The organism is Nonomuraea rubra (assembly GCF_014207985.1).
GTDB classification, from domain to species: Bacteria; Actinomycetota; Actinomycetes; order Streptosporangiales; family Streptosporangiaceae; genus Nonomuraea; species Nonomuraea rubra.
In genome coordinates this window covers 9,581,107-9,599,156 of the sequence record NZ_JACHMI010000001.1, presented here as the reverse complement: position 1 = coordinate 9,599,156, position 18,050 = coordinate 9,581,107, and the positions used below count along the sequence as shown (strand labels likewise).

The 18,050-nt window shown below is 74.0% G+C and carries 12 protein-coding genes; 11 read left to right on the top strand and 1 reads right to left on the bottom strand.

The genetic code is table 11. From position 1 onward, the window contains the following. Nucleotides 1-6 precede the first annotated feature (6 nt). The 11 genes from HD593_RS43700 to HD593_RS43650 all read left to right on the top strand — a co-directional run bounded on the left by HD593_RS43700 (nt 7) and on the right by HD593_RS43650 (nt 16,239). Complete coding sequence (locus HD593_RS43700) at nt 7-1,290, top strand: ABC transporter substrate-binding protein (protein ID WP_185108587.1); 1,284 nt, start codon at nt 7-9, stop codon at nt 1,288-1,290. A gap of 30 nt (nt 1,291-1,320) precedes the next feature. Continuing rightward, on the top strand, nt 1,321-2,415 hold the full coding sequence (locus HD593_RS43695) for a Gfo/Idh/MocA family protein (protein ID WP_185108585.1): 1,095 nt from the start codon (nt 1,321-1,323) through the stop codon (nt 2,413-2,415). Next, nucleotides 2,412-3,314, top strand: coding sequence for a DUF6807 domain-containing protein (locus HD593_RS43690; protein ID WP_185108583.1), 903 nt, complete (start codon nt 2,412-2,414; stop codon nt 3,312-3,314). Before HD593_RS43695 ends, HD593_RS43690 begins: the two co-directional genes overlap by 4 nt. Next, nucleotides 3,311-4,030 carry a cupin domain-containing protein gene (locus HD593_RS43685; protein ID WP_185108581.1) on the top strand — a complete coding sequence of 240 codons (720 nt, stop codon included), beginning with the start codon at nt 3,311-3,313 and terminating at the stop codon, nt 4,028-4,030. Before HD593_RS43690 ends, HD593_RS43685 begins: the two co-directional genes overlap by 4 nt. Before the next feature lie 53 nt (nt 4,031-4,083). Then, nucleotides 4,084-8,091 (top strand): carboxypeptidase regulatory-like domain-containing protein, encoded by a 4,008-nt coding sequence (locus tag HD593_RS43680; RefSeq protein ID WP_185108579.1) that lies wholly within the window; start codon nt 4,084-4,086, stop codon nt 8,089-8,091. Beyond that, on the top strand, nt 8,088-9,110 hold the full coding sequence (locus HD593_RS43675) for a LacI family DNA-binding transcriptional regulator (protein ID WP_246547033.1): 1,023 nt from the start codon (nt 8,088-8,090) through the stop codon (nt 9,108-9,110). The genes HD593_RS43680 and HD593_RS43675 overlap by 4 nt, the downstream gene beginning before the upstream one ends. A gap of 70 nt (nt 9,111-9,180) precedes the next feature. Then, nucleotides 9,181-9,906 (top strand): class I SAM-dependent methyltransferase, encoded by a 726-nt coding sequence (locus HD593_RS43670; protein ID WP_185108577.1) that lies wholly within the window; start codon nt 9,181-9,183, stop codon nt 9,904-9,906. Between the two features lie 68 nt (nt 9,907-9,974). Then, nucleotides 9,975-10,376, top strand: coding sequence for a YbaB/EbfC family nucleoid-associated protein (locus HD593_RS43665; protein WP_312904140.1), 402 nt, complete (start codon nt 9,975-9,977; stop codon nt 10,374-10,376). A 102-nt stretch (nt 10,377-10,478) separates the two neighbouring features. After that, nucleotides 10,479-12,626 (top strand): hypothetical protein, encoded by a 2,148-nt coding sequence (locus HD593_RS43660; RefSeq protein WP_185108575.1) that lies wholly within the window; start codon nt 10,479-10,481, stop codon nt 12,624-12,626. Further along, entirely contained in the window at nt 12,623-13,747 is a 1,125-nt protein-coding gene (locus HD593_RS43655; protein WP_185108573.1) for a DUF58 domain-containing protein, read from the top strand. Before HD593_RS43660 ends, HD593_RS43655 begins: the two co-directional genes overlap by 4 nt. 332 nt (nt 13,748-14,079) lie before the next feature. Then, nucleotides 14,080-16,239, top strand: a complete 2,160-nt coding sequence (locus HD593_RS43650) for a transglutaminase TgpA family protein (RefSeq protein WP_185108571.1) — start codon at nt 14,080-14,082, stop codon at nt 16,237-16,239. On the opposite strand, the gene HD593_RS63910 is transcribed toward HD593_RS43650, so the two are convergent. Further along, nucleotides 16,222-18,045, bottom strand: coding sequence for a serine/threonine protein kinase (locus HD593_RS63910; RefSeq protein ID WP_185108569.1), 1,824 nt, complete (start codon nt 18,043-18,045; stop codon nt 16,222-16,224). The two genes, HD593_RS43650 and HD593_RS63910, sit on opposite strands and share 18 nt — an antisense overlap. Between the last annotated feature and the right edge of the window lie 5 nt (nt 18,046-18,050).

Genomic DNA, 18,050 nt, shown 5'->3' with positions numbered 1-18,050 from the left:
GTCATCATGAGAAAGATCGCACTCGCCGTCGCGGCGGCACTCGCGCTCAGCGCCTGCGGCACCGGTGGCGGCAGCGCCGGCCAGGAGCTGTCGAAGGACCCGGTCACCCTGCGCTTCACCTGGTGGGGCGCCGACGAGCGGCACAAGCGCACCCAGCAGGTCATCGACCTGTTCCAGAAGAAGTACCCCAACATCACGGTCAAGGGCGAGTTCAAGGACTGGAACGGCTACTGGGAGAGCCTCGCCACGACCGTGGCCGCCAACGACGCCCCGGACATCATCCAGATGGACGAGCTCTACCTGTCGTCCTACGCCGAGCGCGGCGCCCTGCTCGACCTCGGCACCGCCACGAAGCACCTCAAGACCGCCGACTTCGACAAGACCGCCCTGGACACGGGCGTGGTGAAGGGCAAGCAGTACGCGCTGCCCGTGGGCCTGGCCACGTACTCGATCGTCGCCAACACCGACCTGCTCGACCAGCTCAAGATCAAGCTGCCGGACGACGGCACCTGGAGCTGGGACGACTTCAAGAAAGTCGGCGACGAGGTGTCCAAGGCCGGCGGCGGCAAGATCACCGGCGTGCAGTCGTTCGGCTTCGACGCGGGCAGCCTGAACATCTGGGCGCGCCAGCACGGCGCGGCGCTGTTCGACGACGCCGGCAAGGTGGCCGTCCCCGAGGACGTCCTGGCCGGTTACTGGACCTACATCCGTGACCTGGCCAAGACCGGCGTCGCTCCCGCCCCGTCGGTCACCATCGAGCGGGCCGGCGGCTCGCTGGACCAGTCGGGCACCGCCACCAACGCCTCCGCCCTGGGCACCTGGTGGAACACCCAGCTCCCGTCCCTGGCCACGGCCAGCGGCCAGAAGCTGAAGCTGCTCAAGCTGCCCGGCGAGTCGCAGGCGTCCTCCCCGGCCGCCTACTTCAAGCCGTCGATGTACTGGTCGATCTCCTCGCGCAGCAAGCACCCGGCCGAGGCCGCGCTGTTCGTGGACTTCCTGGCCAACAGCCAGGAGGTGGCCGACGTCATGCTGACCGACCGCGGCATCCCCGCCAACACGAAGCTCCGTGCCGCCATCGCCCCCAAGCTCGGCGAGTACGACAAGGCCGCGGCCGAGTACCTCGACTCGGTCAAGGTCGGCACCGCCCCCAGGGTGACGCCGAACGGCGCCAGCACCATCGAGGCGATCATCAAGCGGCACACCGAAGAGGTGCTGTTCGACCGGCAGACCCCCGAGCAGGCGGCCAAGTCGTTCATCACCGAGCTGCAGGCCGAGATCGACGGCGCCTGAATCCCCGCACCATCCACGTAGAGGAACACCTTGTCTGAACGCACCTACCGGGCCGCGATCATCGGCACCGGCGGCATCGCCCACGCGCACGCCCAGGCCGTGCAGGGCTCCGGCGGCCGGGCCGAGCTCGTCGCCGTGGCCGACGTGGACGCCGGACGGGCCCGCGAGTTCGCCGCAAAGTACGGCGTGCCGCACGCGTACGGGAGCGCCGAGGAACTGCTGGCCGCGCAGCGGCCTGACCTCGCGCACCTGTGCACCCCGCCCGCGCTGCACACCCCGCTCGCCCTCGCCTGCCTCGACGCCGGAGTGACGGCGCTGGTGGAGAAGCCGCCGACGCTGTCGCTCGCCGAGCTCGACACGCTGATCGAGGCGGAGGCCCGCTCCACCGCGCACGTCGCCACCGTGCTGCAGCACCGCTTCGGCGCCGGTGCCGTACGGCTGCGGCGGCTGGCCGGCGAGGGCAGGCTGGGCCGCGCCCTGCTGGCCACCTGCGACACCAAGTGGTACCGGGACGAGGCGTACTACGCGGTCCCGTGGCGCGGCACCTGGGAGTCCGAGGGCGGCGGGCCGACGATGGGGCACGGCATCCACCAGTTCGACCTGCTGCTGTCGGTGCTCGGGCCGTGGCGCGAGGTCACGGCCGTGGCCGCGCGGCAGGCCCGCGACGTGGACACCGAGGACGTGTCGATGGCGCTGGTGACGTTCGAGAGCGGCGCGGTCGCCACCGTCGTGAACTCGGTGCTGTCCCCGCGCCAGACCTCCGAGCTGCGCTTCGACTACGAACACGCCACGGTCGAGGTCGAGCACCTGTACGGCTACACCGACGACGACTGGACGATCACGCCGGCGCCCGGCCACGACACCCTGTCCGAGCTGTGGGGGCAGGATCGCAGCAGCGCCTCCAGCGGCCACAGCGGCTGGCTGGCGGCCGTGCTCGACGCGTTCGACCAGGGGCAGGAGCCGCCGGTCGGCACCGCCGACGCCCGGCGGACGATGGAGTTCATCGCCGCCCTGTACGCCTCCGCCTTCACCGGCGAGCGCGTCCAGGCCGGACAGATCACCGCAGACCACCCGTTCGCCCTGCGCATGGACGGCACGGGCGCCCCTTGGAGGAAGAGCCCATGACGATGCAGGTCGATCACGCACTCGGCCGGTCGGTCGCGGTCAGCGCGGCGGACGTCGAGCTGTTCACCTACGTCTACCGCCCTGACACGCCCGTGCTGGAGTCGCCGAAGCCGTACCTGCACCCGATCCGCACCCGCGGCGGCCGGCTGGTGTCGCTGTTCCGGCCGCACGACCACGTCTGGCACAAGGGCATCGCCTGGTCGCTGCCGTGCGTGGGCGAGCACAACTTCTGGGGCGGGCCCACGTACGTCGAGGGCGAGTACGTCCAGCTCGACAACAACGGCAGTGCCACCCACCGCGAGATGACCACGCTCACGGCCGGGCGCGGCAGGGCCGAGATCGGGCACACGCTCGGCTGGACCGCCCAGGACGGCTCGCCCGTCATCGAGGAGCGGCGCGCGCTGACCGCGACGCTGATCGACGACGAGACGTGGGCGCTGGTCTTCGAGACGGCCATGACGAACGTGTCCGGAGCCACCGTCGACTTCGGATCCCCGACCACGAAGGGCCGCGAGAACGCCGGCTACGGCGGCCTGTTCTGGCGCGGGCCCCGCTCGTTCACCGACGGCGTCATCCAGTCGCCCGACGGGGCGGGCGGGGACGAGCTGCGCGGCACGCGCGCCGAGTGGTTCGGCTTCCGCGGCAAGCACGACGAGACCGGCGACAGCTCGACGATCGTCATGGTCGACGACACCGCCAACCCGCAGCACCCGCCACGGTGGTTCGCCCGCACCGAGCAGTTCGCCTGCCTGAACCCGGCGCCGTTCTTCAGCGAGGAGGTGCCGCTGCCCGACGGCGAGACGATCAGCTTCCGGTACGCGGTCGTGATCGCCGACGGCGACCGGGGCGAGGCGGGCTCGGCGCAGCTCGCCGGGCAGGGCAGGGCGGCGCTGGCATGACGTTCCCCGGCGGCACGTCGATCAGCCGGCTGACCGTCTACACCGGGGCCTGCGCCGACGGCCTGGAAGGCGGCACGCCGCACCTGCACACCGCCTCCACCGAGGCGTACGTGGTGATCGGCGGGCGCGGCACGCTGCAGACGCTCGACGTGAACGGCCTGCGGGAGACGGAGCTCGGCCCCGGCTCGACCGTGTGGTTCACGCCCGGCACCATCCACCGCGCGGTCAACCGTACCGATCAGGGGGGCGGGCTGGAGGTGGTCGTCGTGATGTCGAACGCCGGGCTGCCCGAGGCGGGGGACGCCGTCATGACGTTCCCGCCCGAGGTCGTCGCCGACGCCGAACGGTACCGGGAGGCCGCCACCCTGCCGGCCGTGGACGTCGAGCGGGCGGTCGAGCGGCGGCGGGAGCTGGCCGTGGCGGGCTTCCACCGGCTGGCCGAGGGCGGGCCCGAGGCGCTGCGGCGCTTCTACGACAGCGCCGTCGCCCTGGTGCGGCCGAAGGTGGCGGGCTGGCGGGACATCTGGGAGGCGACGGTCGCCGAGCAGGCCCGCCGCACCGCCGGCGTCCTCGACGCCCTGGAGCGCGGCGACGGCGCGCACCTCCAGGAGGCCGCCCTGATGGAGAGCCCGCCGCAGGAACGCTGGGGCATGTGCGGCCACCTGCGCGCCCACGACGTCGCCCACCCCGTCGTCCACACCCCCCGCCCGAGCTGATCACCTGCCGGTGCACCGGCACCCACCCCCCACTCAGAGGAAGCGGCACGGCGATGTTCCCTGTCAGGCTCACCCTGCTGGCGGCCATGGCCGCCGCCTTGACGCTGCACCCCCAGCCCGCGATGGCCGCCCAGGCCGGGACGACGTACTACGTGGACGCCGCCGCGGGCGACGACTCCGCCTCCGGCCAGGACGAGGCACACGCCTGGAGGAGCCTGGCCAAGGTGAGCGCGACCACGTTCCAGCCGGGCGACCGCATCCTCCTGCGGGCGGGGCAGCGCTGGAGCGGCGAGCAGCTCTGGCCCAAGGGCTCGGGCGAGAGCGGCGCCCCCATCACCATCGACCGCTACGGCGAGGGCGCCAGGCCCCGCATCGACGCCGCCGGGCAGGCCGCGGACGCCGTCCGGCTGTTCAACCAGGAGTTCTGGACCCTCAAGAACCTGGAGGTCACCAACGAGGTGCCCGCCACGGGCACGCCCGGCGAGAACCTGCGCGACCTGCGCGGCATCCACGTCTCCGGCGACGACGGCCGGACGCTCGACGGCTTCGTCATCGACGGGGTGGCCGTGCACGACGTCACCGGCGAGGTCAACTGGATCGGCGGGAGCAGCGAGAACGACGAGCCCGGCGTGCACTTCGGCACCGGCTGGGACGGCTCGAAGCGGACCGGCGGCATCGTGTTCGACACGACGGTGCCCGACGTCCAGGCGCCGCCGGGTCAGGCGACCGTGCTGAACGACGTGGTGATCCAGAACTCCACGGTGGCGAACACCTCGTTCGCCGGGATCGTGTTCAAGCAGTACACCGGCGACGGCGAGAGCGCCGTGCCCACGGGCTGGGGCACCCGGGTGAACAGGGACGACGCGAAGTTCACCCCGCACACGAACATCGTCATCAGGAACAACCACGTCACCCAGGCGGGCACCGCGTACGGGTGCAACGGCATGTACGTCACCAACGTGCGCGGCGCCCTGATCGAGCGCAACGTCGTCCATCGCGCCGGCACGTCCGGCATCGAGACGTACTTCGCCGACGACGTGACGTTCCAGTTCAACGAGGTGTACGAGACGCAGCAGAAGGCGGGCGGCGCCGACTCCAACGGCATCGACCCGGACAAGGGCACCACCCGGCAGGTCGTCCAGTACAACTTCCTGCACGGCAACGGGGACGGCGTGCTGCTGTGCCAGTTCGGCTTCGGCGACGCCGTGGTGCGGAACAACGTCATCGCCGGCAACAGCCGCTACCAGATCTACCTGCACTCGGACCGCGCGGCCACCGCGAAGATCTACAACAACACGATTTACAACGACAAATCCGGATACCTCATCTACGGGTACGGCAGCTACCTCGACGCCCGCTACGACATCACGAACAACCTCCTCTACTCCACCAGGCCGGGCGCGGTCCTGACCACCAGCCCCACCATCGCCTACAGCCACAACCTCTACGGCGGCGCGGCGCTCACGGTGCCGCCGGGCGACGAGGCGGCCGTGGTCACAGCGGACCCGCTGTTCGCGGACGCGCCGCTCGACGGCCCGTACGGCACCCCGGAGACCGGCCCCGCCCTCCAGACGGCCCACGGGCTGCGCGTCACCTCCGGCTCGTACGCCATCGACGCGGGCACCCCGATCGACGGCAACGGCGGGCGCGACTACGCCGGCCTGGCCCTCTACAACGGCGCCCCCGACCTCGGCGCCTTCGAGTACGCCACCCCCGCCGGCGCCACCACGGAGTCCATCACCGGCACCGTCCGCACCCCGTCCGGCGCGCCCGTCTCGGGCGCGACCGTGACGGCGGGAGGCGGCCCGGCCACGACCGGCGCGGCCACGACCGGCGCGGCCACGACCGGCGCGGCCACGACCGGCGCGGCCACGACCGGCGCGGCCACGACCGGCGCGGCCACGACCGGCGCGGACGGCCGCTTCGCGATCAGGGGCGTGCCCTTCGCCGACGGCATCGAGGTGACCGCCACCAGGAACGGCTACCAGAGCGCCGCCGCCACCGTGAACGTCCGGCCGGGCAACGTGACCACCGTCGCCCTCACCATGGCCTCGACCAGCACCGCCGGCACGATCACCGGCAGGGTCCTGGACCAGGCGGCCCGGCCGCTGCCCGGCGCGACCGTCACCGTCAGGGACGGCGACCAGACCCTCGCCACCGCCACCAGCGCGGCCGACGGCTCCTACACCGCGGCCGACGTCCCCGTCGGCGAGGGCTACACGCTGCGCGCCACGGCCGGCGGCTTCGAGCCGAAGACCAGCGCGGGCCTGAAGGTCGAGGCGGCGACCACGACGGACGCCGGGTCCCTGCTCCTCGTCCGCCCCACCCCCGACTACGTGGCCGTGCACGACTTCGACCACCTGCCCACGGGCCCGTACGCGGGCGACGACGACCTGGCCGTGACCAGCGGCGGCGGCAGCGTCGAGATCGTCGAGGCGGGCGGCGACAGGAGCGTCAGGCTGACCCGCACCGCCAACAGCGGCGTCACCAGCCTCACGACGGCGGCCGCGCTCAAGGGCATCGTCACCGTCGAGACGAACGTCATGAGCGAGCAGCCCTACACCTCGGGCAACCACTGGTGGTCCATCCCGTACGCGAAGGACGCCGCGGGCCAGAACGCCGTCAGCCTCGCGTTCACCAAGAACACGATCGTCGCCTACGCCGGCTCCACCACGAAGACCGTCGGCGCGTACGAGCCGGGCCGCTGGTACCACGTCGCGGCGGTCATGGACACCGTGAACAAGCGCTTCGACCTGCTCATCGACGGCCGTAAGGTGCTCGAAGGCGCCGCCTTCAGAACCCCCGTCGACTCACTGGCGAAGATCGAGTACGCCGCCACCAGCACCAACTACGGCAGCGTCACCCTCGACGACCTCCGACTCTCCCAGGGCGTCGGCCTCTCCCGCGACGACACCGCCCTGCTCAGCCTGGAGACCAGCCACGGCGCTCCGGTGGACGGGGTGCTGGAGGTGCCGGCGCGGGTGACGGAGGTCGAGGTGACGGCCGTGGCCCGCAGCCCGTTCGCCAGGTCGGTCACCATCGACGGCGCGGAGACGGACGGCGCCCAGGCCACGCGCCAGGTGACCCTCGGCGCCACCGGGGCCGAGGTGAAGATCGTGGTCACCGCGGAGGACGGCACCGAGGCCACCCACACCCTGCGGATCGAGCGCCGCCCCCTCGCCCAGGACACCACGCTGACGAGCCTCGCCCCCTCCGCCGGCACCCTCGAACCCGCCTTCGACCCCGGCAGGCACGACTACACGCTGACCGTCCCCGGCGACTCCCTCACCGTCACCCCCACCGCGCTCAACCCGAGGTCCGCCATCACGGTCCAGGGCAGGCCGGTGGCCAGCGGCACGGCCTCGCCCGCCGTCCCGATCCCGGTGGGCGACACCGAGGTGGCCGTCAGGGTGGCGTCGGAGGACGGCACGGCGGACGCCACGTACACGATCGAGGTCACCCGCCCCGAGCCGGAGCTCCCGCAGGACGGCGCCACCGCGCCGCCCGCGAAGGCCGCGCTCTCCGTCAGCGGCGGCCACCGGTACGGCACCTACGACGTGACCATGAACCTCTGGTACGGCGTCAACGGCAGCGTCCTCGTCCTCTACGAGAACGGCAGGGAGCTGGCCAGGCGCACCCTGACCCCGGACACGCCGCGCGCCCAGAAGGCCACGGTCCAGATCACGGGCCGCGTCAACGGCACGTACCTCTACACCGCCGAGCTGCTCAACCAGGCCGGCCGCACCTCCACCACCCCGCTCAAGGTCGAGGTGACCCAGGCGAACCCCGGCAAACCCGTGCTGAGCAGCGACAACTGGGACGGCGACGGCTCGTACACCATCCGCATGAACATGTGGTGGGGTACCAACGCCACCACCTACCGCCTCTACGAGGACGGCGTGCTCGTCGACACCCAGCAGCTCACCGCCGCCACCCCGGCCGCGCAGAGCGCCGCCACCGTGCTGACCGGACGCCCGGCGGGCACGCACACGTACGTCGCGGAGCTGGCGAACGAAGCGGGCACGACCCGCGGCGAACCGCTCGCCGTGGTGACAAGATGACCGCCATGGACGAAGGGCCCGCGCCCACCCTGCACGACGTCGCGCGGGAGGCGGGAGTCTCCGTCGCCACCGCCTCCCGCGCGCTCAACGGCAGCGCGCGCAACGTCAGGGCGGAGAACGCCGACCGGGTACGCGCAGCGGCGGCCCGCCTCGGCTACCAGCCGCACCTGTCGGCCCAGGCCATCGCCAGGGGCTCGACCAGGACCGTCGCGCTGGTGGTGCGCGACGTGGCCGACCCGTACTTCTCCTCCATCGCCGCCGGGGTCGGCCAGGCGGCGGAGGAGGCCGGGCTCATCGTCACGATGGCGGTGGCGGGCGGCTCGCCCGAGCGCGAGCTGGAGATCGTCAGGACCCTCCGAGGGCAGCGGCCGCAGGTCATCATCGTCACCGGCAGCCGCATCGACGGGGCGGGCACCAGGGACGAGCTCGCCGACGAGCTGGAGGCGTACCGGACGGCCGGGGGCAGGGCCGTCCTGATCAGCCAGCTCGACCTGCCGTTCGGGACGGTCACCATCGACAACCACGGCGGCTCGGCCGGCCTGGCCCGCGCCCTGCTCGGCGCGGGGTACCGGCGCTTCGCCGTCTTCCACGCGCCGCCCTCGCTGCGCACCTCCCGCGAGCGCCACGAAGGGTTCCTGTCCGGCCTGGGCGGGGCCGGGAGCGTGGTCGCCGTCGAGACCGGGTTCACCCGCGCGGGCGGCCACGAGGCGGCGCGGCGGCTGGTGGAGCGGGGGCTGGACGACGTGGAGGCGGTGTTCGCCGTCAACGACGTGATGGCGATCGGCGCGATGACCGCCTTCCGCGAGGCCGGCGTGCTGCCGGGCAGGGACCTCGGGGTGGCGGGCTTCGACGACATCGCCTCGACGGTGGACGTCGTGCCCGCGCTGACCTCGGTGGCGGTGCCGCTGCGCGAGGCGGGGCTGAGCGCGATGCGGCTGGCGCTGTCGGACGACGCGCCGGCCGAGCTGCGCCTGCCGACCACCGTCGTCCTGCGCGAGAGCACCCCGCCCCGGGCGTGACGGCGCGGCCGTGATCTCGGCGGATTTATCGCGGTGCGAGCCGCCACGGCCGTACGGCATGATCGCCCGCATGGACTTCGAGGAGCTGATCCGCGAGGCGACGGCCACCCCGTTCGAGGGCTGGGACTTCTCCCTCCTCCGCGGCCGCGTCACCGACGAGGGCGAGCCGCCCTGGGACTACGAGCACCTGGCCCGCGAGCACCTGCGAACCGCCGCCTCCCTCCTCGACCTGGGAACGGGCGGCGGCGAGCTGCTGTCCGGCCTGGCCCCCCTGCCCCCGCGCACGGCGGCCACCGAGGGGTACGCGCCGAACCTGCCCATCGCCAGGGCCCGCCTGGAGCCGCTGGGCGTCGAGGTCGCCGAATCCACGCACGCGTTCCCCGACGCCTCCTTCGACCTCGTGCTCAACCGCCACGCGCCCTACGACCCGGCCGAGGTCCGCCGCCTGCTCGCCCCCGGCGGCCGCTACCTCACCCAGCAGGTGTCCGGACGCGACCTGGAGGAGCTCAACGCCGCGCTCGGCGGCCCCCCGCACCCGGACCGGGCCTGGGACCTCGCCGCGGCCACGGCGGCGCTCGGCCTGAAGATCGTGTGGAGCGAGGAGGCGTCCTTCACCACCAGGTTCCACGACATCGGCGCGCTCGTGCTGTTCCTGCGCGCCGTCTCCTGGCAGGTGCCGGGCTTCGAGGTGGCCGCGTACGAGGACCGGCTGCGCGCCCTCCACGAGGACCTGGCCCGGGGCCGCCCGCTGAGGGCCACCGCCCGCCGCTTCGCCCTGCTGGCCGTCGCCCCGTAGATCCTTCAAGCTTTTCCGAAGTGGCCGGATCACCCCGTACGCTCCCCGCAACACAGCCGGGAGGTACGGTGCACGACTTCGCCCCAGAAGACCTGGAACGGATCACGGCGCGGGCCGAGGAGATGCTGGTCCACGTCGAGCAGCTCAAGAACGAGATCGACGTCGTCGTCGGCCGTGGCGAGGCCGCGGACGGCCAGGTACGCGTGACGGCCGGCGCCTCGGGCCGGCTCGTGAACGTCGAGCTCGCGCCGCGCGCCCTGCGCCTGGACAGCCGGCAGCTGGCGGAGGCCCTCCTGCGCGCCGCCCAGGAGGCGCACGACGACGCCGCCCGCCAGGTGGACCGCATCATGGCCGGCACCCCGGCGGACGACCTCGACGCGGAGCGCTTCACCAGCATGCTGGAGTCGTTCGAGGCGTCGATGGCCGAGCAGCTGAAGGACATCGAGGACCGGCACCGGAACGCCCCCTGACCCGGACATTTCCAGGTTATTTGAAGAGCCGCCGCGACCGGCGGGGCCCACCCTAGTGTCGTCCGCGGACACGTATGCGCACGCAACTTCCGGGGTGAGTCGGTGGCCATTCGGTGGCGGAGCGCGGCGGGCCGCAAGGCGGCGGGGATCGTCGCCGGGGTGCTGGTCGCCGCGCTGGTGGGAGTCGGCCTGTTCCTGGGCACGGGCGTCTCCAGCGCCCGCCCCAGGCTCTCCGACGTGGGGGCCTGGCTGGCCAGCGCGCTGAACGGCGAGGTCGTGCACGCCAACGGGCTGTCCGGGCAGGTGGACGCCCGGGTGGACCTGGCCTCCGCCGGCGGGCATGAGCTCAAGGTGGTCCAGGACGGCGACAACGTGCTGGTCATGGACGAGTCCACCGGCAAGGTCAGCCGCATCGACCCCACCCAGCTGGAGGTCGCCCAGACCGGTTCCCTCGGCGCGGGCGGCATGCAGATCGTGATGGGGGCGGGCAAGGCGTACGGGATCGACCCGCGCGGTGGCACCGTGCGGCAGCTCGACCCGCTGACCGTGGACACGATCGGCGCGCCGATCGTGCTGAAGCCGCCGCTCGGCGCGGCCGGGATCGACAGGAACGGCACGCTCTGGGTGCCGGTGCCGGAGGAGGGGACTCTCGTCCAGGTCAACGGCGCCCAGCAGGGCAAGGCCGTGACCGTCGGCGAGGCGGGCGATCCGCTCACCCTCACGATCGCGAACGGCGTCCCCCTGGTCACCAACTCCGCCGCCGCCTCCGCCATGGTGATCGGCGCCACGGGCACACGGCTGCAGGTGAGCCTGCCCAGCACGGTGACGGACGCAGGGGGCGCCGGGCTGCTGGTCCCCGCCGTGGCCGAGAGCCAGGTCGTGCCGATCCTGGCGCCCAAGCAGCACGCGCTCGTCCTGGTGGACACCGGCACCGGCGCGCTGACGACGGTCTCGGTGAAGGGCGGCAAGCTGGGCGCGCCGCAGGCGCTCGGGCGGCGGATCTACCTCGCCGACGAGAGCACGGGCAAGCTCATCGTGTACGACACGGTGGCCAAGCAGTTCGAGGCCGACAAGGTGGTCACCGGGAAGGCGGGGCCGCTGGAGGTGTTCGTCAAGGACGGGCTGCTCTGGGTGAATGACCAGTTCAGCGAGACCGCCCTGGTCATCGAGCAGGACGGCAGGGGGCACCGGGTCGGCAAGTACGACGAGGCGGTCGGGCAGAAGGACACCCCGACGCCGCTGCCCGTCCCGACCTCCGTCCCCACGGTGGTGCAGCCGACGAGGCAGCCCACCGGGAAGCCGACGTCCGTGCCGACGCGGACCAGGACCGCGGTGCCGACGGTGACCGTCACGGCCACTCCCACGCCCACGGTGACGGAGACCCCCACCCCCACCCCGACGCCCACTCCCACCCCGACCCCCACCCCGAAGCCTGAGCCGCCCGCCTCGGTCACGGCCAAGTCGGGGCCCGGCTACATGGAGATCGTCTTCACGCCGTCCGGGCAGAGCGAGGGCGTCACGGGGTACACGCTCAAGGGCGCGCCCCCGGGGGCCGACGTCACCCCGTCCCGGGCCGACCCCGGCGGCCCGTACCAGTTCAAGGTCACCGGCGGGAGCTGCGGCCAGGAGTACACGTTCCGGGTCGCCGCCCAGTACGACGGCGGAGAGGTGGAGTCCGCCTCCACGATCCCGGTACGCCCCTGCGTCGCCCCCGGCCGCCCCGCGAACTTCGCCGCCAAGGGCAAGAACCACGGCGCCGACCTGACCTGGTCCGCCCCGGACAACGCGCGGAACGGCGTCACGTACGTGCTGGAAGGCCCCGGCGCCCACCCGGACCGGCCGGAGGGCACCAGCGCCGAGGTGACCGGGCTCAAGAACGGGCAGTCCTACACCTGGACCCTGCGCGCCAGGAACGAGGCCGGCGAGAGCGAGGAACGCGCGGAGGCCACCGCCGACCTGCGCCCGCCGTCCGCCCAGTTCCAGAACGCCAACAACAACGACACCAACACGATCATCCGCACCGGACCCAGCCCCGGCGGCGAGGCTGGCAAGATCCCGAAGGGCGTGTACGTCACGGTCACCGTGCTCTGCCAGCAGAAGGGCGCCGCCTACACCGACACGTACACGGGCCAGAGCAGCGACGTCTGGAACAAGATCGAATCCCAGTACGGCAACGGCTGGATCAACGACGTGATGATGGCCACCCCGAAGGGGGGCTTCCCGGCGGCCCCGCTCTGGGAGTGCGAATGATCACCAGGGCCGGGTGGGGGCTGGCCGCCGCGTCGGTGCTGGTCTACGCCGTGGGAGCGCCGTTCGGGTACGTCCAGCCGGCGGTCCTGGCGGTGGCCGGGCTGGCGGCCGTGGGGGCCGGGGCGCTGTGGACGCTGCGCGGGGCGGGGCTGGAGGTGCGGCGCGAGGTGACGCCGGTGAAGGTGACGCGCGGGGAGCCGGCCGTGGCCGTCCTGCACGTGCGCAACACCGGGCGGTGGCGGCATTCGGGGCTGGTGGCGCGCGACACCTGCCGGGACACGACGGTGACGGTCGAGGTGCCGTCACTGGCCCGGCACACGGCGCGGACCGTGTCGTACCGGCTGCCCACCCGCCGCCGCGGCGAGACGCCGGTGGGGCCGCTGCTGCTCGACCGCGCCGACCCGTTCGGGCTGGTGCGCCGCGTCCGCGACTACGGGCGGGTCGACCTCCTGCTGGTACGGCCGCGCACCGTGCCCCTCACCCCGCTGCACTCGGGGCGGCGCCGGCACCTGGACGGGCTGGCCTCCCGGTCGGCGCCGGCCGGGGCGAGCAGCTTCAACGGGCTGCGCGAGTACGTGGTCGGCGACGAGCTGCGGCACGTGCACTGGCGGTCCACGGCCCGGACCGGGGTGCTGATGGTGAAGGAACTCACCGACGTCAACCTGCCGGACACCGTCGCGGTCCTGGACACCCGGCTCTCGGCGTACGCGGGGGACGACGAGTTCGAGCTGGCCGTGGACGTGGTGGCGTCGGCGGCCTGCGCGGTGACGCGGGCCCGGTTCCCCGTGCGGGTGCTCACGGGGGTGGGCGAGCTGGCCTGGGCCCGGGGCGGGCCGGGGGAGGACGAGCAGGTGCTCGATCGGCTGGCCGTGGTGGAGCGGTCCGCCGCCGCCGAGCCGCCGCTGCACGTGTTGCGGCGGGGGCGGGGTGGTGGGGCTCTGGTGGTCGTGAGCGGGTCGTTCGAGGCTTTGGCGGATGTGGCGGCGGTGCGGCGGCGGTTCGATCAGGTGGTGTTCGTGCGGGTGGGGGATCCGGGGGTGGGGCCTGTGCCGCGGGCGGCGGGGGTGATGGTGATCGAGGTGGGCGATCTCGATGAGCTGGCGGCAACATGGCCACGCTGACCCCACCCCCAGCCGGCCCACCCCCAGCCGGCCCGCCGCCCGCCGGCCCACCGCCAGCCGGCTCGTCGCCCGCGGGCGTGCCGCCGTCCGGCGTGGTGCGGGGGGTGGGCGGGCCGGGCGGGGGCGCTGGGCCGGGGCCGCGTGCGGCGGGTGGCGAGCCGTACGGCGCCTCTGCGGGCGCTGGGGGGCGCCGGGCCGGGGACGCGCCGTCTGGGACGCCCGTGCCGCCGTCCGGTGCGGCGCAGCCCGGGGTGCCGGCGCCCGGCGTGGCGTCGCCGGGGAAGCCGGCGCATGGCTCGCCTGCGGCGCGGCCCGAGGCGCAGGTGAGGCGGTTGGCCGCGGTTGCCGTGGTGGTGCTGCTGGTCGCGTCGGCCGGGATGGCGTTCGACGGGGTGTTCCCGGTCGGGGCGCTGGTGCCGGTGGTGGCGGTGGCCGCCGGAGGGCCGGGGGTGCTGGCGTTGGTGCTCGCCGGAAGGTTGCCGGTCTGGGGGACGATCCCCGTGAGCGTGCTGGCGTGGCTGACGGCGGTGTCGGCGACCCTGTTCAGGGCGGACGCGTGGCTCGGGTTCGTGCCGAGCCCAGCCGCCGTGCGGGCCGCGCTGATCGGCGTGCGCGACGCGGGCGGCGTGCTGCTGACCACCATCCTGCCCGCCGCCCCCGGCAGCACGGCGATCGTGCTGGTCAGCTTCCTGGTCTGGGCCGCCACCACCGCCGGGACCGAGCTGGTGCTGAGGTCGAGGGCGATCCTGCCGCCCGCCGCCGCCGCGCTGCCCGTGCTGGCCGTCGCGATCGTGTTCGGCGTCGCGGGTGAGGGCAGCGGGGTGCCGTACGCGGCGGTGTTCGCGGGGTTGGTGCTGCTGCTGGCGCTGGTCAGGGCGGGCAGGTCCGTGGGGGCGCTGGTGGCCGGTGGGGTGCTGCTCGCCGTGCTGGTGCCGGTCGGGGTCGTCGTGGGGCCCGTGCTGCCCAGGGCCGAGCGGCCGTACGACGTGCGCGAGCTGGTCGAGCAGCCCCCGCCCCGCCCGATCCGCGGCGTGAGCGCCCTCGACCAGGTGTCGGCCTGGCTGCAGAACCCGCAGCGCGAGCTGTTCACGGTCAGCACGTCGTCCGAGGCGAACCTCCGGCTGGCCGTTCTCGACACGTTCGACGGGGTGAGCTGGACGTCGAGCGCCGGGTTCGTACCGACGGGCGGGCGGGTGCCGGGGGCGGCGGGGGAGCGCGACATCGTCGAGCAGCGGTTCACGCTGCAGAAGCTGCCCGGCCCGTGGCTGCCCGCCGCCGACCGGCCGCTGCGGGCCATCGGGCCCGGCATCGTGGTCGATCCCGCGACCGGCGCGCTGGCCGGCACGCAGGCGCGCGAGGGGCTGACGTACGAGGTGACCTCGGGCCTGCGCCGGTTCTCGGCCGCGGAACTGCGCGGCGCCGGCCCCGCCGCCGACCCGGCGGCGCTGCGGCTGCCCGACGGGCCCGACGGCCGTACGCCGCCGCAGCGGGCCCGCCTGCGCGACCTCGCCCGCCGCGCCACGGCCGGGGCGCGCGGCCCGGCGCAGCAGGCCGCCAAACTGGCCGCGTACCTGCGCAAGCTCGCCGTGAACGACGTGAACTCGCCGCCCGGGCACGGCTATCGCAGCATCGAGTTCTTCCTGACGGAGTCCAAGCGGGGGACGACCGAGCAGTTCGCGGCGTCGTTCGCGCTGCTGGCGCGGTCGATCGGGCTGCCGAGCCGGATCGTGGTGGGCTTCAGACCCGGCGAGCCAGCCGATGGGGCGCCCGGAGAGGCGGCCAGTGGGGCGGCCGACGGTGCGGCTGGTGGGGTGCGGCAGGTGCGGGGTGGGGATGTGCTGGCGTGGGCCGAGGTCGCGTTCGACGGGATCGGGTGGGTGCCGTTCTATCCGACGCCGTCCCGTACGCGTGCGGGTGAGGGCGGGGACGTGGCCGAGGGCGCGCCCAAGCAGGCCAGGGAGATCGAGCAGGCGATCAACAACGAGTCCTCGGAGCCCGAGCACGCCAAGACCCCCACCGCGAAGGCCACCCCGGTGCCCGAGCCCCGGCCCGGGGCGGCGGATGGGATGCTGCTCTGGCCGGCCGTGCCCGGCGGCCTGGTGGTGCTCTACCTCGTCGCGGTGGGGGTGGTGCCGCGCGTCCGGCGTTCGCGGCGGCGCCGGGCCGCGTCGGCCGCCGGCCGGGTGGTGGGAGCGTGGCGGCAGACCGTGTCCCGGTTGCGCGGGGCCGGAATCCCGGTGTCGTCGGGGGCGCTGACGGCGCGGGAGGTGGCGTACCGGGCGGAGGCCGGGCTGGGGGCGGAGGCGCGGGAGCCGCTGACCGTGCTCGCGGACCTGGCGAACCTCGCCACGTTCGGCGCCGCGCCCGTGGACCACGCCGACGCCGACCTCGCCTGGCGGCACTACACCGCCGTGGACGCGCTGGTCAGGCGGCGGGTTCCGGTGACGCGCAGGCTCGTACGGCGGTTGTCGCCGCTAACCCTGTTCCGGTGACGCGGGCGGCGGGGTGGCCAGGGGGAGCACGATCGGCGGCTGTACCTCTTCGTCTGGGTCGGCCTCGGCGGCGCCCCTGATGCACAGCGCGGACGACCAGGCGACGGAGGACGGCTGGCCGAGGGCTACGACGGTGCCGACCTTGAAGCAGTAGCCCGTGGCCGGGTCCAGGCCGCCGACCGGGTAGGTGGTGCTGCCGGCCGGGGCCGACAGCAGGCGGTCTCCCGGGGCCTGCTGGATGATCGTGGGGTAGTCGTTCTTGCGTACGGCCTTCCAGGAGAGCGTCACCGTGGCGCCGTTGTCGGACACCAGTTTGAGGTTTTTAGGGCGGTATGCGGCGATGGTGGCGGGGTTCGTGGTGTGGTGCGGGGGTGGGGAGGTGGCCGGGGCGGATGCCGTCGTCCCGGGTGTTCCGGGTGTCCCGGGGTCCGCTGACGGCTGCGAGCGCTGGTCGGCCTGGGGCGGCTCCCCGGTCGGCTGGTCGGTGGCCGGGTCGCCCGGTTGGTCGCTGGTGTCGGTGGGCTGGTTCTCGGCGGTGACGGTGGTGGTCTCGGCGCCGCTCATCGCCAGGGCCACGCTGCCCGCGCCCGCCAGCACGGCCAGCGCCGACACGCCCGCCACGACCAGCGGCACCTTGCTGCCCTTCCTGGCCGCCTGCTGCGGGCCCTGAGAAGGCGGGCCCTGAGAAGGCGGGCCCTGAGAAGGCGGGTCCTGAGGATGCGAGGCCTGAGACGGCGGGGTGGCCTCGGTGGCGGGCGGGAGGAACGGCCGAGGTCCCGCCGGCGGCCTGACTTGGGACCGGTCAGGGTCCACGGTCCACACCAGCTCACGCGGCCCCGACCCCTCATACCGCGCGACCTCCCCCTCCAGCCCCGGCAACCGCGCCGTCAGCGGCTGCTCCGGCTCGGGCAGGCACGCCGTCAGCGGTTGCTCTGATTCGGGCAGGCGTGCGGTGCGCGGTTGTCCCAGTTGGGCGGGCGGGAGTGTGGTGTGGGGCCGGGCGGACGTGCGGGCGGCGGTGGCCAGCGAGTCGGCGGTGGGCCGGGCGGCGGGGTCCTTGGACATCGCCTGGGCGATGACCCGGGCGAGGCTGGCGGGCACCGAGGGAGGCAGCGGCGGCGGGGTCTCGCCGAGCACCCCGAGCACGAACCGGGCCGTGCTCCCCGGCCCGTCCGGGGCGAACGCGGGCCGCCCCGCCAGCAGCTCGTACGCCATCGACCCCAGCGCGTACACGTCCGAGGCGGGCACCGGCGGACGCCCCTCCAGCTCCTCGGGAGAGGCGTGCACCGAGGGCAGCGTCCCGTCGGGCAGCTCGACGATCGACATCAGCGCCGACATGGCGTACCCGGTCAGCACCACTCCGCCCGCCGTCATGACGACGTTCTCCGGCTTGACGCGCCCGTGCGCCCCGCCGGCGGCGTGCGTGGCCGCGACCACCCGCGCGACCGCCCGCAGCAGCCCGGTCGCCTGCTCCAGCGGCATCGGCACGCCCCGCCCCGGCCGCTCGGCGAGCGTGAGCCCGTCGTGCGGCGGCGTCACGAGGTACGGCCGCCCGTCCCCCGTCGCCCCCACCTCCAGCACCGGGATCACGCCCGGGTGCGCCGACAGCTCCTCGGGGAAGGCGAAGCCGCGCACGATGCGCTTGAGCGCTCGCTTGTCCACCCGGTGGCAGGCGAGCGTCTTGACCAGCACGTTTCCTGTGGAGCCGCCGGACGCGGGCCGGGCGAGGTGCACGGTCCACGGACCGTCCTGACCGGCCCGCCCCAGCAGCTCGTAGCCGCGGACCCGATCGGCGATCACCGTCATGCGAT

Excerpts from the sequence above, each read along its gene's own strand:
- HD593_RS43670 (WP_185108577.1), top strand. The coding sequence starts at position 9,181 with ATGGACTTCGAGGAGCTGATCCGCGAGGCGACGGCCACCCCGTTCGAG.
- HD593_RS43675 (WP_246547033.1), top strand. The coding sequence starts at position 8,088 with ATGACCGCCATGGACGAAGGGCCCGCGCCCACCCTGCACGACGTCGCG.
- HD593_RS43700 (WP_185108587.1), top strand. The coding sequence starts at position 7 with ATGAGAAAGATCGCACTCGCCGTCGCGGCGGCACTCGCGCTCAGCGCC.
- HD593_RS43680 (WP_185108579.1), top strand. The coding sequence starts at position 4,084 with ATGTTCCCTGTCAGGCTCACCCTGCTGGCGGCCATGGCCGCCGCCTTG.
- HD593_RS43685 (WP_185108581.1), top strand. The coding sequence starts at position 3,311 with ATGACGTTCCCCGGCGGCACGTCGATCAGCCGGCTGACCGTCTACACC.
- HD593_RS43690 (WP_185108583.1), top strand. The coding sequence starts at position 2,412 with ATGACGATGCAGGTCGATCACGCACTCGGCCGGTCGGTCGCGGTCAGC.
- HD593_RS63910 (WP_185108569.1), bottom strand. The coding sequence starts at position 18,045 with ATGACGGTGATCGCCGATCGGGTCCGCGGCTACGAGCTGCTGGGGCGG.
- HD593_RS43655 (WP_185108573.1), top strand. The coding sequence starts at position 12,623 with ATGATCACCAGGGCCGGGTGGGGGCTGGCCGCCGCGTCGGTGCTGGTC.